Annotated in this window: 9 protein-coding genes; 2 read left to right on the plus strand and 7 right to left on the minus strand. The window is 67.8% G+C overall.

Annotated elements, in window-relative coordinates; all coding sequences use genetic code 11:
• Window positions 1-101: 101 nt before the first annotated feature.
• Both ACIQ7H_RS20310 and ACIQ7H_RS20315 read right to left on the minus strand, forming a co-directional pair.
• Window positions 102-1,907, minus strand: a complete 1,806-nt coding sequence (locus ACIQ7H_RS20310) for a DNA methyltransferase (protein ID WP_395794979.1) — start codon at window positions 1,905-1,907, stop codon at window positions 102-104.
• A gap of 135 nt (window positions 1,908-2,042) precedes the next feature.
• Window positions 2,043-3,491 carry an alpha/beta fold hydrolase gene (locus ACIQ7H_RS20315; RefSeq protein ID WP_395794981.1) on the minus strand — a complete coding sequence of 483 codons (1,449 nt, stop codon included), beginning with the start codon at window positions 3,489-3,491 and terminating at the stop codon, window positions 2,043-2,045.
• A 131-nt stretch (window positions 3,492-3,622) separates the two neighbouring features.
• Here ACIQ7H_RS20315 and ACIQ7H_RS20320 point away from each other — a divergent pair, with 131 nt between their 5' ends.
• Together ACIQ7H_RS20320 and ACIQ7H_RS20325 are read left to right on the plus strand one after the other, a co-directional pair.
• Window positions 3,623-5,407: a sensor histidine kinase gene (locus ACIQ7H_RS20320; RefSeq protein ID WP_395794983.1), complete on the plus strand. Its 1,785-nt coding sequence runs from the start codon at window positions 3,623-3,625 to the stop codon at window positions 5,405-5,407.
• On the plus strand, window positions 5,388-6,086 hold the full coding sequence (locus ACIQ7H_RS20325) for a LytR/AlgR family response regulator transcription factor (RefSeq protein WP_395794985.1): 699 nt from the start codon (window positions 5,388-5,390) through the stop codon (window positions 6,084-6,086). The genes ACIQ7H_RS20320 and ACIQ7H_RS20325 overlap by 20 nt, the downstream gene beginning before the upstream one ends.
• 417 nt (window positions 6,087-6,503) lie before the next feature.
• On the opposite strand, the gene ACIQ7H_RS20330 is transcribed toward ACIQ7H_RS20325, so the two are convergent.
• From ACIQ7H_RS20330 to ACIQ7H_RS20350, 5 genes are all read right to left on the minus strand, one after another.
• Window positions 6,504-7,244 carry a hypothetical protein gene (locus tag ACIQ7H_RS20330; protein ID WP_395794987.1) on the minus strand — a complete coding sequence of 247 codons (741 nt, stop codon included), beginning with the start codon at window positions 7,242-7,244 and terminating at the stop codon, window positions 6,504-6,506.
• Between the two features lie 495 nt (window positions 7,245-7,739).
• Window positions 7,740-8,885, minus strand: a complete 1,146-nt coding sequence (locus ACIQ7H_RS20335) for an efflux RND transporter periplasmic adaptor subunit (protein ID WP_395794989.1) — start codon at window positions 8,883-8,885, stop codon at window positions 7,740-7,742.
• Window positions 8,886-8,889: 4 nt separating this feature from the next.
• The gene (locus ACIQ7H_RS20340) at window positions 8,890-11,259 is read right to left on the minus strand and encodes an ABC transporter permease (RefSeq protein WP_395794991.1); all 2,370 of its coding nucleotides are present in this window, start codon (window positions 11,257-11,259) and stop codon (window positions 8,890-8,892) included.
• A complete protein-coding gene (locus tag ACIQ7H_RS20345; RefSeq protein WP_395794993.1) occupies window positions 11,256-11,993 on the minus strand; it encodes an ABC transporter ATP-binding protein in 738 nt (245 codons plus the stop codon). Before ACIQ7H_RS20345 ends, ACIQ7H_RS20340 begins: the two co-directional genes overlap by 4 nt.
• Window positions 11,994-12,097: 104 nt before the next feature.
• Window positions 12,098-12,532 carry a hypothetical protein gene (locus tag ACIQ7H_RS20350; protein ID WP_395794995.1) on the minus strand — a complete coding sequence of 145 codons (435 nt, stop codon included), beginning with the start codon at window positions 12,530-12,532 and terminating at the stop codon, window positions 12,098-12,100.
• Window positions 12,533-13,229 lie beyond the last annotated feature (697 nt).

Raw genomic sequence — 13,229 nt, forward strand, 5'->3', positions numbered from 1 at the left:
TCGTGACCCTGCCCAGTGAACTCGGAAGCAACGAGATCGCAAGCATGAGCGAATCCGCCACTCAGGAGAACGAATGACAGCTATCTGGTGAACAGGCTGTCTCAAAGGGGTTGACGCGTTCCGAAGAGCCTTTTCTGCGCCGAGGCACCCCGACCCAAGCCGACGATGATGCAATGGACCGCAGCGTTGCCCCGTGCTTCATTCGACCATCGAAAAGTGCGGTGAGCAAAATCTATGGTCAAGCCCTCGCGGTCAAGCAGGTGCGGCCAGAGCAAAGGCACTTGTTCCCCCTGAGTGATGGAGTTCGTAGACACGAACGCGAAATCGACGTTGGAATCCCTCGTGTACTCAGCGGCGCGGATGAACCAGTTGGAAACAAAATCGAGATCAGAGCCGGACTTGATCTCTCTAGTTACTTCGATCTGATCATCCCGCTGCGATTTCGACTGAACGTGCTTGCCGCCGAACGGCGGATTCCCAAGGATGTAACTCAACCTCTCCTTTGGCACCACCTCATTCCAGTCGATCCGCAGCGCGTTGCCATGCACGATGGTGGCCGACTTCACCAGCGGCAGGCGGGCGAAGTATTCGCCGAACTGCTCGCCAACGCGGATGTTCATCTGGTGATCCATCAGCCACAGCGCGACCTGGGCGATCTGGGCCGGGAACTCTTCGATCTCGATGCCGTAGAACTGGTCGACGTCCACCGCGACGTGCTCGGACACGCGAGTCAGCAGGCTGTCCTGCACGGCGTACAGCCGCGTCAGCACTTCAAGTTCAAGCAGACGCAGCTCGCGGTAGGCGATGACCAGAAAGTTGCCGCAGCCGCAGGCCGGGTCGAGAAAGCGCAGGTTGGCCAGCTTGATGTGGAAGCTCTTGAGGCGCGCGGTGTTGCCGCCGATTTTCTCCAGCTCGGCCTTCAGCTCGTCCAGAAACAGGGGACCGATCAGCTTGAGGATGTTCTTCTCGCTGGTGTAGTGCGCGCCCAGGTTGCGGCGGGCCTTGGCATCCATCACCGACTGGAACATCGAGCCGAAGATGGCCGGGCTGATGCGGCTCCAATCCAGCGCGGTAGCATCCAGCAGCGCGTTGCGCATGCTGGCGTCGAAGGCCGGGATCGGCAGAAACTCCTCGAACAGCCGACCGTTGACGTAGGGGAACTCGGCCAGCTGCTCATCGAGGCTGCGCTGGCGCCGATCCTTGGCGGTGTTCAGCACCTGGAACAGCTGTGTCAGCCATTGGCCGAGATCGCTGCCGTCGACGCCGGTGCGCTGTCGCAGCAGCTCGGTGAAGGCGTTGCGCTCGAAGATGCCGGTGTCATCCGCGAACAGGCAGAACAACAGCCGAACCAGCAGCACTTCCAGTGCGTGGCCCTCGTAGCCCGAGGCTTTCAGCGCATCGTGCAGGCGGCCCATGCGCTCGGCGGCCTGCACGTTGACGGGGTCTTCTTCCTTGTAGGTGCGCGCCTGGTAACCGGCGATGAAGCCGAAGCGGCGCACCTGTTTGTGCAGATCAGCGAGAACGAACTCGACCGCGGCTTCGCCGGTGTCGAGGTCGTACAGGCGGAAGCGGGCGAAATCGGATACCAGCAGATAGCGCGGCAGCTCGGCCTCACTCAGGCCTGCGAAATAGTCGCGGGCCTGGGCATGCGCGCGATCGAGGTCCTTGCCGCGCGACTTGTGCTCGATCAGCAGCACGCCTTTCCAGAGCAGGTCGATGTAGCCATCGCGACCGTCCAGCTTCTTGACCTTGCGCTCGAAGGTGCTGACCCGGCGTCGATGAATTCCGAACACGTTGAAGAAGCCGTCCCAGAAGCTCTTGGCTTCGGCATCCTCGGAGGACTCGTCCGCCCATTCGCGCGAGAAGCGCAGGGCGCGATCCTTGATCTCGTTCCAACTCAGCGGCATGCCGCGGCTTCCTGTGTGCGGAAGCTCGGAGAATGCCACAGGCCGCGACGCGGCGATCCTGTGCCCGACGACGCGATTCCGCCGCTCAAGCGCCCGGACGGCAAAGCCCGCCCGGGCGCTCAGTTGGTCAGCTCTTTAGCCCTCAAACCGCGGCGCCGCCACGCTGATCACACGGCCTTCGGTTGGCTTGCCCTGGAAGAAGTCAACGATTACGTCGCTGATCTCGGGAGCAAGCATGAACAGGTTGTGGCCGGCGTTCTCGATCACCAGATGCTGGCCGCGGCTGAAGCGGCGGGCGGTGTCGGCGGCGCTTTCGGGGTAGGTGCGGCCGTCGAGTGTTCCGCTCAGGAACAGAGTGGGCACATCCGAGGGCGACAGCGCGCGGAAGTCTTCGCCGAGGTCGGCGACGCCGTACATGCCGATCAGCTGCGGCATCGGGTAGTTCAGCGCGTCACCCAACAAGGCGGTGCGGGCCTGCTGTTCGACCTCGGCCAGGCGTGCAGTGCTGATGCCGGAGGCCAGGTCCATCGCGGTCGACATGCCGTTGCTGTAGCGGCCGAAGTCTTCGCGCACGCGGTCGTGCAGGATCTGCGCGAGCGGGCCGAAGCTGCGGGTTTTCAGGCCCTCGAACATCGCCGGCAGGTAGGCCATGCCCTGCGGGTCGCTGATCATCATCGACACCAGCAGCTGCAGATCGAAGGCGCCGACGCTCAGCTGCACCGGCTCACCGTTGGCGCCGCGCACCTCCAGCTGGGCGGATTCGGCATCGAGCGAGGCGAACACTTCGCGCATGGTTGCGGCTAGGTCCGGATAGCGTGCGGCGTTGTCAGCGTCAGCATTGATCACCGCCTGTACCCGGGCGAAGTAGGCGTCGGTGAGCGCCGGCAGCTTCACGGTTTCGTGCAGGTCTTCGATGCTCGAGAACACCGCGCGCTCGATGCGTTCGGGGTAGCGTTTGATCGTCGCCAGGCCAAGGTGGCTGCCGTAGCTGATGCCCCACAGGTTGAGCTTCTCTGCGCCCAGCGCCTGCCGCAGTGCGTCGAGATCGGCGGCGCTCTCCCAGGTGGTGTAGCCGGCCAGGTCGACGCCAGCCTCGGCCCAGAATGCGGCGCAGATCGGCGCCTGCTTGCGCATGAAGTCGATCACGCTGGCGCGCGTCAGCGGCTGGTCCAGCGGGTATGCGCTGCCGGCATCGCAGCTCGGCACCGAGTTCGAACTGCCGGTGCCGCGCTGGTCGAAGGCGATCACATCGGCCACTTCGCGCAGGGCCATGAACAGCGGGAAGCGCTCGTGGCGCGCGGCTTCGATGCCCGAGCCGCCCGGCCCGCCGGCCAGGTACACGATCGGCGCGGCATCGGTTTTGCGGGTGGCGGGGAAACGCACGAACTCCAGCTTGATCCGACGGCTGTCCGGCCGACTGCGGTTCTCCGGCACCCACAGCGTGCCGCGCTCGGCCTCCACGCGGGTGCCGGTGCTGGTTTCAAAGGTCTCGGGCTGGATCTGCAGTGCGTCGTCATCGGCGAGCGCGTGGGTGGGGTGCAACAGCACAGCGGCAGTCAGAACGCAGGCGAACAGGGTGCGCATGTGGAGGCCTCCGGGGTGAGGCCTTGCACGCTAGTCGCACACGTGCCGAAGCGCGCGGCCGATTCGGTGAACGACGGCCCGCGTCGGTGAACGCCTCGACGGCGGCCCCGCTGGGCCCGGACAATGCCGACATGCGAGAACTCGACAAGCGACGGCATGGATGGATCGTTCTGCGGCTGAGCAGCCTGCTGGTGGCGCTGATGGCGTGGACGTTCGCCTTGGCCACGCAGGCTGCGAACCCTCAGCCGTCGGCACTGCCACAGGTGCAGATCGTCAGCGTCGCCGAGGGCGATGACCCCGCCTGGGCGCAGCCCGAGTTCGACGACCGTGCATGGGCGCAGCAGCACTGGCAGCAGCTGGACCCGCAGGGGCGTCTGCTGTGGATGCGCGCGCGCATCGCACTGTCGCCGGAGGCACGCGCTGCCGCGCGACCACTGGCGATACAGGTGGCCGCCCTCGCCGCTTACGAGGTGTACTGGAACGGCCAGCGCATCGGCGCCAGCGGCGTGCCCGGGGCGAGTGCCGCGGAAGAACAACCTGGCCTGATGGACAGCCAGTTCTACCTGCCGCCGGCACTGCTGCGCGAACACAATGTGCTGGCCCTGCGCCTGTCCAGCCATCACGCGCGTCGCCGCTTAGCCACACCGATGCACTGGTTGGCGCTGGCGGAGTACGCCTTGCTGGATGCATCGCTGCTGCGCCATCACACGCCGACACTCGCGGCCGCAGGCGCTCTGCTGCTGGGTGCGGTGTACTTCGCGGCGCTGTTCCTGTTCGGCCCGCGTGAGCGCAGCTCGCTGCTGCTGTGCCTGCTCTCAATGGCGGTGCTCAGCCAGCTCGTGCTGGAAGTGTGGCGCAGCCTGTGGCCCTACGCCTATCCGCTGCACATCCTGCGGCTGGAGGCGGTGTTGCTGGCCGCTGCCGCATCCGGCGTGCTGCTGGCGGCGTACGCCGCCGATCGCTACGCGCCGCGGCTGCGCCTGTGGCTGCCGGGCCTGAGCGCTGCCTTGATGCTGGCCGCCGCGGCCTGGATGCCGGGCTTCGACGGCAAGACCGCGCTGGCGATTCTGATCGGCCTGTCGGCGGTGGTGATCGCCGCGGCAGTCGGTATTCACGCGCGGCGCAGCGGCGCCTGGGTGACGGCGGCACTGAGCCTCGGTTTCATTCTGCTGCTGAGCTATCGGCCGTTCGGCTTCGTCGACCGCGACTACTACCTGGCCGCAGGCGGCTTTGTGCTGTACCTGTTCGTGCAGCAGGTGCTGGCCCTGCGCCGCACCCAGCGCGCACGCGCCGAGGCCGAGCTGCGGAGCGCACGGCTGGAGCTGGAGCTGTTGAAGCGGCAGATCCAGCCGCACTTTCTGTTGAACTCGCTGACCGCGCTCAGCGAGTGGGTCGAGACCGACCCCGCTACCGGCGTGCGCATGATCGAGGCCCTGGCCGGCGAGCTGCGGGCGCTGGCCAGCATCAGCGGCCGGCCGCGGGTTCGGCTGGCCGAGGAGCTGGAGCTGTGTCGCCAGCATCTGGCGGTGATGAGCTATCGCCAGGACTGCCGCTTCGAACTCGAATGCAGCGGGGTCAACCCTGATCAGCTGCTGCCGCCGGCAGTGCTGCATTGCCTGGTCGAGAACGCACTCACCCACAATCCGAAGGCCCGCGATCTCTGCCTGCGACTGATCGGCGAACGGCGCGGAGACGACTGTGTGCTGCGCCTGTACTCGCCGCATGCGCAAGGCCCGCTGGCGAATTCAATGACCGCGGCGGATACAAGCGCGCGCGGCCGCGGCCATGCCTATGTGCGGGCGCGCCTGCAGGAGGCTTTCGGCGCTGACTGGGCTTTCAGTAGCGAGCGCGAGGGCGAGCACTGGGTCGATACGCTGCAGCTACCGGGATGCACCGATGCGCGTACTGATCGTTGAGGACGAACAGATGGTCGCGCGCCGGCTGGAGCGCCTGCTGCGGCAGGTGCTGGGCGCCCAGCTCAGCGCGGTGCGGATCGCATCCGACCTGGACAGCGCGTGCGTGGCGCTGGCCGAAGATCCGGACGCCCTGCTGCTGCTCGATCTGAATCTCGGCGGCGCGGATGGCTTCGAGCTTCTGCGGCGCGCCCGCGCGCAGGGCCATCGCACGATCGTGGTGTCCGCCAACTTCGAGCGCGCGCTGGAAGCCTTCGAGCTCGGCGTGCTCGACTTCATCCCCAAACCCTTCAACGCCGACCGCCTGCGCCTCGCGCTGCAGCGCGTGCGCGCCGAACCGGCCGCGCCTGCACCGGCCCTGCTCGCGGTCAGTCTGGGTGGACGTGCCGAGCTGATTGCACTGGACCGCGTGGTCGCCATCCACGGCGCCGACGACTACGCTGAACTCGAAACCCGCGACGGCAGAAAGCACCTGCACAGCAACACCCTGAGCGTGCTGGAGCACACCCTGCCCGCACAGTTCCTGCGCGTGCATCGATCGCATCTGGTCAACTTGAACGCGGTGCGTGGTTTGCGCGTGGATGCGGGCGGGCGGCGATTTCTGCAGCTGGAGACGGGGAGCGAAGTTGCGGTGGGCAGACGTTTTCTGGCTCGATTGCGGGAAGCCTTGCCGATGCTTTGAGGGCGGTGAGGGGGCGTGGCGCGCCGTGCGTCTCGCGGCAGACGAGGGGCCTCGCGGTGCGGGTTGGGCGCGGTGCAGCTTCTTTGCTTCGCCGAACGGATGTGGGTTAGGCGTTGATGGATGGGAGCGACTGCGGGCGGTGCTCGTTGGGGTGGCGGCCGCGGCGATGCCGGACCCTCTCCCCAACCCCTCCCCCACAGGGGAGGGGCTCAAAGCACGGAGGCGTTAGGCGTGAGGCGGGGAACGAGTCGACGATCGCTGGGGTGGAGGCTGCGGCGACGCCGAACCCTCTCCCCAACCCCTCCCCCACCGGGGGAGGGGCTCGAAGCGCGGCGGCGTGAGGTGAGGATCAGGTCGGTGATGGCCCGGCCTATGGCGAGCTTCGGCTTGACTTCGGCGAGCAGCACGCTACGCGGCTCAGTGGTAGCTCCACTCGAAGCGCAGCGGTGCCCCGAAGTTGTCGTCGAAGAGCAGATAACCGTCCTGGTTGTCGCCGGTGAACCAGAACACGTGCTCGTAGCGGCCGTCGGCATCCAGATCCGCCGAACCCAGGTGCGTCATCTCCTTGCCGATCAGGCGCGGCGCGGACTGATCCTTCAGCAGATACCAGTGCGTCGGCAGCGGGCCACCGAGCTCGCTCTCGCACTGAACAAGCGCGGGCGAGATCTTCACCGCCACCAGTTGCCCGCCGCCGGGCAGCACCAATGCCTCAGCGAAGCGCAGATGCTCAATCAGCAGCTCAGCCGGGCGGCCTGCTGCGTCACCGGCACACAGCTTCAGCCCGGCCTCGGGTCGCCGCATGCGTCGGAACACGCGATCGAGCGCATCGGGCGCTGCGACCCGCTCGGCAGGACGCGCGATGACGTTGTCAGCGCCGGCCAGCAGCATGACGGGCGCGAGCGTCGGGGCATCGCACCACCCCGCAAAGTGACGGTCTGTGTTGGCTTGCTCGGGCAGCGCCTGGCCCGGCACGGGCTGCAATACAAAATCACGGGCGAAGGTCCATTCCGGCTGCGGCTTGGTGGCGGGAGGCTGCACTTCGATCGATTGTGCATCGGCGGTATCGATTGCGCGCCAGTGCGAGGGGTAGTCCTCCAGCGCCAGACCGTCCTGTAGTGATTTCCACGCTTTGCCCTGCTTGACGAATAGCGGCCGCACCGCTCGATCTTCTGCCGGCTTGCAGGGCGGCTGCTCAAGGACGCCCAACATCTGGGCAGACGCGCCACAAGGCAGGACCAACGCCAACAGGAGGGTTGAAGGCGGGAGCATTGAGCGCATCGGTCATCCTGTGATCTGTGGCGTCTGGAGGGGGCAGACGGAAAGCATGGCGCGAAGCCTACCGGGCTGACGAGCGCGGAGCTGGAGCTTGGAACGCGCGGGGAGCTGGGCTATGGCGCGGCCCACGTGCGGTTGGGGGTGGTGCGGTTGGCGCTTCATTGCGACGTCGAACTGATGTGGGTTAGGCGTTGATGGATGTCAGCGACTGCGGGCGGTGCTCGTTGGAGTGGCGGCCGCGGCGATGCCGACCCCTCTCCCCAACCCCTCCCCCACTGGGGGAGGGGCTATCGCGCGGCCCATCGGCGTCTCGCGGGCGGGTCAAGCCAAGGTGCTGGAACGGCGGCGCGGGCGGGTCGTTGCGGGGCGGCGGCGGCGTCAATCCAGCCGGTAGCCGCGCAGCCCTTCCAGATCGCCCGGCGGCGGGAAAGCCAGCACCTGTTCGCCCGGGGACAAGCCCGAAAGGATCTCGCGCCTGCGGCCGTCGCTGTCGCCGACTTCGACGCTGCGGCCGCGCACGCGGCCGTCCTGCAGGGTCCAGACCTTCCAGCCGCTGTCTTCGCGGCGCAGGGCTTCGATCGGCAGCAGCAGGGCGTCGGCCTGCTCGCGCACACGCACGAAAGCTTCCACTTGGTAACCATGACCCAGCGCGGGCGGGATCTGTTCGAGGCTGAGGATCACCCGCACGCGCTGCTCCTCCACCCCCAGCGCTGACACCTTGAGTTCGCCCAGCGGCTCGATGCGTTCGACCCGCGCCGGCAAGGACGCACCGCCCCAGCCTTCGATCCGCGCAACGGCGCCGACCTTGAACAACACCGCGTCCTGCGACAGAAAGTCGCCCACCACTTCGAGCGAGTCCGGCGTGCCGATCTCCAGCAGCAGGCGGCCGGGCTCGACCACTTGCTCACCCTGCAGCAGGCGCCGCAGCACCACCCCGGTGACCGCCGCGGGCAGTTCAATGCGGCCCCGCGCATCCGGCAACACCAACGCGATCCGGCTGCGGGCTTGGGCGAGCGCGGCGCGTGCGACCTCCACCGCGGCGCTGGCCTCGCGATCGAGCGCGCGCGCCGCCACCAGATCACGCTCGCTGACCAGGCCGCGCGTGGCTGATGCCTCCAAGCGCCGGCGCGCATCGGCTGCGGAAGCGGCCTGTGCCTGCACCTGACGCAGGGCCGCCTCGGCCTGCACCGCAGCGGCCTGGGCCTCGGCGGTGCTGCGCGCGTCCAGTGGTGTGGAGACCAGCGGACGCAGCCGCGCCAGGATCTGGCCGGCCTCAACCCTGTCGCCGGCTTCCAGCTCGATGCGTTCCAGCACGCCGGCCGCGGGCGCCGTGAGCGGGTGGATTTCGCGCATCCGGGTGGTGCCGCGGTCGCTGCGTTCGATCAGCAGCAGAGCATTCCGGGCTTCGACCAGCTCAAATCCGCGCGCTCGCGGCCACAGCGCGGCGGCTGCCGCGGCCAGCAGCACGCCGGCTACCAACAGCCAGGCCAGACGGGTACGCCGACGCGAGGGGGAAGAAGGCATGCCACTACTCCCGAACTTTTAGGCTTTCGGCCAGGCCGATACGATCAACGCCACGCCGCACCCACAGGCCTGTCAGCACCACCGAGCCCAGCAGGATCAGGCCGGCGCGCAGGTGCAAGCTGGGTTCGAACAGGGTTGGAAAACTGAATACGTCGGTCGCCATCGCGCGGAGGAAGGCGTTGGCCGCATGGTGGCCCAGCCACAGCCCGGGCAGCAGGGCGATCAGGGCCAGCAGTGCCAGCTCGGCGAGCAGGACATAGCTGGCCTCGCGGCGGCGATAGCCGAGCACGCACAGGGTCGCCAGATCGCGGCGCTGCTCGCCGAGAATCACGGTGCTGGTGGCATAGGCGATGCCGGCCGCCATCAGCACGGCGAAACCGGTGAACAGGGTGGTCATCATGCCGCTGCCCTCCGAGAACATCTTCTGGGTCGAGCGCCAGGCCGCTTCCACATCGGTGCTGGCGATGATCATCGGTGCGGCGCGTACGGCGGCATCGAAGTCGCCACGTCGATCCGCTCGCAGACGCACATGCGCGCCACTGACACGCCCGGGCTGGCCCGCCCGTTCGGCAAGCGCATCGATGCGCAGCCACGCGCTGCTGCCGATGGTGACTTCGACCACGTCCACCACCACCGCCTCGAACTGTCGCCGCAGGCCGCTGCTCAGCTGCACGCGCAGGCGATCGCCCGCCCGCGCATCGAGCTGGCGCGCCAAGGACGCGCTCAGGATCAAGCCGTCCTCGCGCAGGCGACGCGGCTGTCCTGAGGCATCGACCAGGCGTTCCAGCTGCGGCTGTTCGAGCAGGCCGAACACAGCCTCATTCACCGCGCGACCGCGCAGTTCGAACACCGCATCCAGCACCAGAAAGGGTTCGGCCAGTTCCACGCCGGGCAGGCGCGCCAGGGCCTGAAATGCATCGCTACCCGACTGTTCGGCCAGGCTCAGGCTGACCTGCTGGCGCTTGGCGGTGCCGAAACTGATGTCGAGCATGCGCTCGATCGCCAGCGGGGCCTGCATCGACAGCACCAGCAGCATCAGCGCGGTGCAGAAGCCGGCCACGGTGAACAGGCTGCGCCGCGGGTAGCCCAGAATGCGCCGCAGCGCCACCCGGGTCAGCGGATCGAACCGCGCGGCCAGCGCTTCCAGTGGCCCGGCGCCACGTTTGAACGCGGGCGGTGGCGGCGGTGCCAAGGCCTCGGCGGGGCGCAGTGCCAGCACCCGGCGCAGCGCCAGCGCACTGCCGGCCAAGGCCGACAGCAGGCCGATGGCGCATGCCGCGAGCGCCAGCCAGGGCGGCAGGCGGAATTCCAGCACCGGCAATCGATACACCTGCAGGTACAGCACACACATGCCCTGCCCCAACAGATGCCCGGCAACCAGGCCGACCAGCACGCCGAGCAGGGCCACCACCACCGCAAAGCCGAGATAGCCGCCGACCACCTCGCGCGGCCTCAGGCCGAACGCCTTCATCACCCCGAGCGTGCTGCGCTCGGCCTCGACCAGACGAGTCAGATTGAGGTTCAACAGAAACACCGCGACCGCGAGGAACACCGGCGGCAGCAGGCGCGCCATGGTGCCGAGCTGCTTCAGCTCGTCATCGAGCAGCCGCGCCGAAGCGATGCGACTGCGGTCCAGCGCGCGGCCGGCGCCATAGCGGGCGAACATCGGCTGCAGCGCGGCGCCGACGGTATCGGGGTTGACGCCCTCGCCCAGCCGCAGCAGCAATTCGTTGAATGCTCCCTGCAGCCCGGCGGCCTGCTCCAAGGCCCGTCGCGGCAGCCACAGCACGGCGTAACGCTCCGGCTGCGGCAACAGTTCGCCCGGCGGGCTGATGAAGACAAACTCCGGCGAATTGGCGATGCCGACGATCTGCAGGCGCTCGTGCGAGCCGCGCACGGTCAACTCGAGCCAATCGCCGGGCGCGAGCGCCCGCGCCTGCGCAAAGGCTTCGTTGAGCACGACCTCACGGCGCGCAGTCGGCTCGGGCCAGCGGCCGGCGGTCAACCAGGGCCGGTTCACCTGCACGCGCTGCGGATCGTCCAGCGAGTACAGACGTGCGCCCAGCGACTCGCTGACACCCGGCAGCACCAGCAGGGCCGGCACCGCCAGCCGCGCCTCCACCGCCTGCACACCCGGCAGCTCGGCGGCACGCGCCGCCAGCGCGAGCGGCGCGCGCACCAAGGGCAGCTGCAGATCGGACAACAGCTGCTGCCGGTAGTAGTCGTCGCGCGCCTGCTGCAGGGCGATACGTGTGCCCAGCGAAGTCACCAGCAAAGCCACGCCCAGGGCCAGCAGCAGGGCGATCGAGCCAACCTGGGCACGCTGCCGCAGCAGATCGCGGCCCAGCTTGTTGAGCAGGGGCGAACGCCTCACCAGCGCAACTCCGCGGGCTCGGCGCGCTGCGCATTGGTCTCGATCGAGCGGATCACGCCGTCGGCGAAACGGATCACTCGATCGCCCAGGCGCGCCATGTCGGAGTTGTGGGTCACGATCAGGCTCAGGCTGCCGCTGCGGCGATTGGCCTGCATCAGCGCCTCCAGCACGCGGACGCCGGTCGCCAGATCCAGCGCGCCGGTGGGCTCATCGCACAGAAGCACCCGCGGCCGCTTGGCCAGGGCCCGCGCAATCGCCACACGCTGCTGCTCACCGCCCGAAAGCTGGGCCGGAAAACTGCCGCCGCGACCGCCCAGACCCAACTGCGCCAGGGCTTCTTCAGCCGGCATCGGATCATCGGCGATGTCGGTAACCAGCTGGATGTTCTCGGCGGCGGTCAGGCTGGGAATCAGGTTGTAGAACTGGAACACGAAGCCGACATGACGACGCCGATACTCACCCAGCGCGCGCTCATCGGCGGCCTCCAGCGGACGCCCCTCGAACTCGATCGTGCCGGAACTCGGCGCATCCAGCCCGCCGAGAATGTTCAACAGGGTGCTCTTTCCCGAGCCCGACGGCCCCAGCACCACCACCACCTCGCCGAGGAAGAGATCGAGATCCACCCCACGCAGCGCATGCACCGCCGCCGCACCCCGGCCATAGACACGACCGATACCGCGCAGGCGAAACAGCGGCTGGGCATGTTCTGCAGCTGGAACATCGGGTGGGTGCAAGGTCGAGTCCGAGTAGCCGGCGAGATTCGCGCCTTTGGCGGGCTTTCGAGAGTATCGGCGCCTGTTCGCTGCGAGGACCTGCGTCGGATCAAACAAGCGACGACCTAGTCAGCCAGCGGCCTCGGCCACCACCAGAACCACAGCCGCGCATCACGGTTACCGATCGCGTAGTCCCCACGCCGCTCGGCGATGTCTGCGATACCTGCTCGCAATGGCGCGAGCCAGTCGGCGCCGAGGCTGAGCTGAGCTGGATCGAGCACCTCGGGCAGTAGCCAAGTGGCCGGGTGTGCGGCCCATTCGATTCGCAACCTGCAGGGCGCGAGCCAGCCGGCAGCGCGGTTGTTCGGTACGCGCAGCTGGGCGGCGCTTGGTGCGGTGATCTGCAGGGTGCGGTACGCCGCGGTTGCAGTCGGGAGTTGATCGAGCAGGCTCAGCAGGCTGGCGCAACCGTCGGCATCAGCACTCAGGTGCCAGCCCGGATAGTTACGTTGATTCTCGGTGTAGCGCCAGAGACAGATGCGGCCGTTCTGATTCCACATGGGGGGGTTGACGTGGGGTGCGGGTGGGTACGTTAGCGCCGGAGGTTCTGTGGCGACGATCGGCGGCGCGATGCGGTCAGGGTTCGAAGCAGCGGCTCGCACGAATTCGTGTGGTGGTTGTGGCCCTGGGAGAGCGACAAGTTGTGCCCGTGGGCGCGGAGGCTGAGGAATGCCGAACCCTCTCCCCAACCCCTCCCCCACCGGGGGAGGGGCGATCGCTCGGCCCATCGGCGAGCGGGCTGGTGGCGCCTTGCTTCAAGGGCTTGTGTATGCGCTCTGTTTGCGCGTTTGCGGTTGCTGATGCTCGAACGCGGTCCGCGCAACATGCACTTGCAGAGCGTGCGGCTCCGGTGGGTCAAGACCCACCCTATGAGCGCTTCGGCTTCGGCTTTGGCTTTGCTCCGCTTCTGCGGGCAGGAAGCCCGCGCTCTACCCGGGGCCCCTGGGGAGCGGCGGGAGGCGGTCGAATCGCCCGAAGGGTCGCCGGCAAGGATGCCGGCGAGGTTTTTGACAGGCCACGGATGGCCTGTCCAAAAATCCCGACCGACTCACGCGTACCCGAAGTGCAGGATGCACGTAGGGCGCGGACGAGGGGTGGCCTTCTCTTTGGTTACTTTCTCTGACTCCGGGCATCCTGCCCTTCGCCCCTGCGGGGCCGCCTTCGGCGTTCGCGCCGCTCCTGCGGCGCAGTGGCCAC

It is taken from the genome of Aquimonas sp. (assembly GCF_044377145.1).
Classification (GTDB): Bacteria; Pseudomonadota; Gammaproteobacteria; order Xanthomonadales; family Xanthomonadaceae; genus Aquimonas.

Excerpts from the sequence above, each read along its gene's own strand:
- ACIQ7H_RS20310 (WP_395794979.1), bottom strand. The coding sequence starts at position 1,907 with ATGCCGCTGAGTTGGAACGAGATCAAGGATCGCGCCCTGCGCTTCTCG.
- ACIQ7H_RS20325 (WP_395794985.1), top strand. The coding sequence starts at position 5,388 with ATGCGCGTACTGATCGTTGAGGACGAACAGATGGTCGCGCGCCGGCTG.
- ACIQ7H_RS20350 (WP_395794995.1), bottom strand. The coding sequence starts at position 12,532 with ATGTGGAATCAGAACGGCCGCATCTGTCTCTGGCGCTACACCGAGAAT.
- ACIQ7H_RS20335 (WP_395794989.1), bottom strand. The coding sequence starts at position 8,885 with ATGCCTTCTTCCCCCTCGCGTCGGCGTACCCGTCTGGCCTGGCTGTTG.
- ACIQ7H_RS20315 (WP_395794981.1), bottom strand. The coding sequence starts at position 3,491 with ATGCGCACCCTGTTCGCCTGCGTTCTGACTGCCGCTGTGCTGTTGCAC.
- ACIQ7H_RS20320 (WP_395794983.1), top strand. The coding sequence starts at position 3,623 with ATGCGAGAACTCGACAAGCGACGGCATGGATGGATCGTTCTGCGGCTG.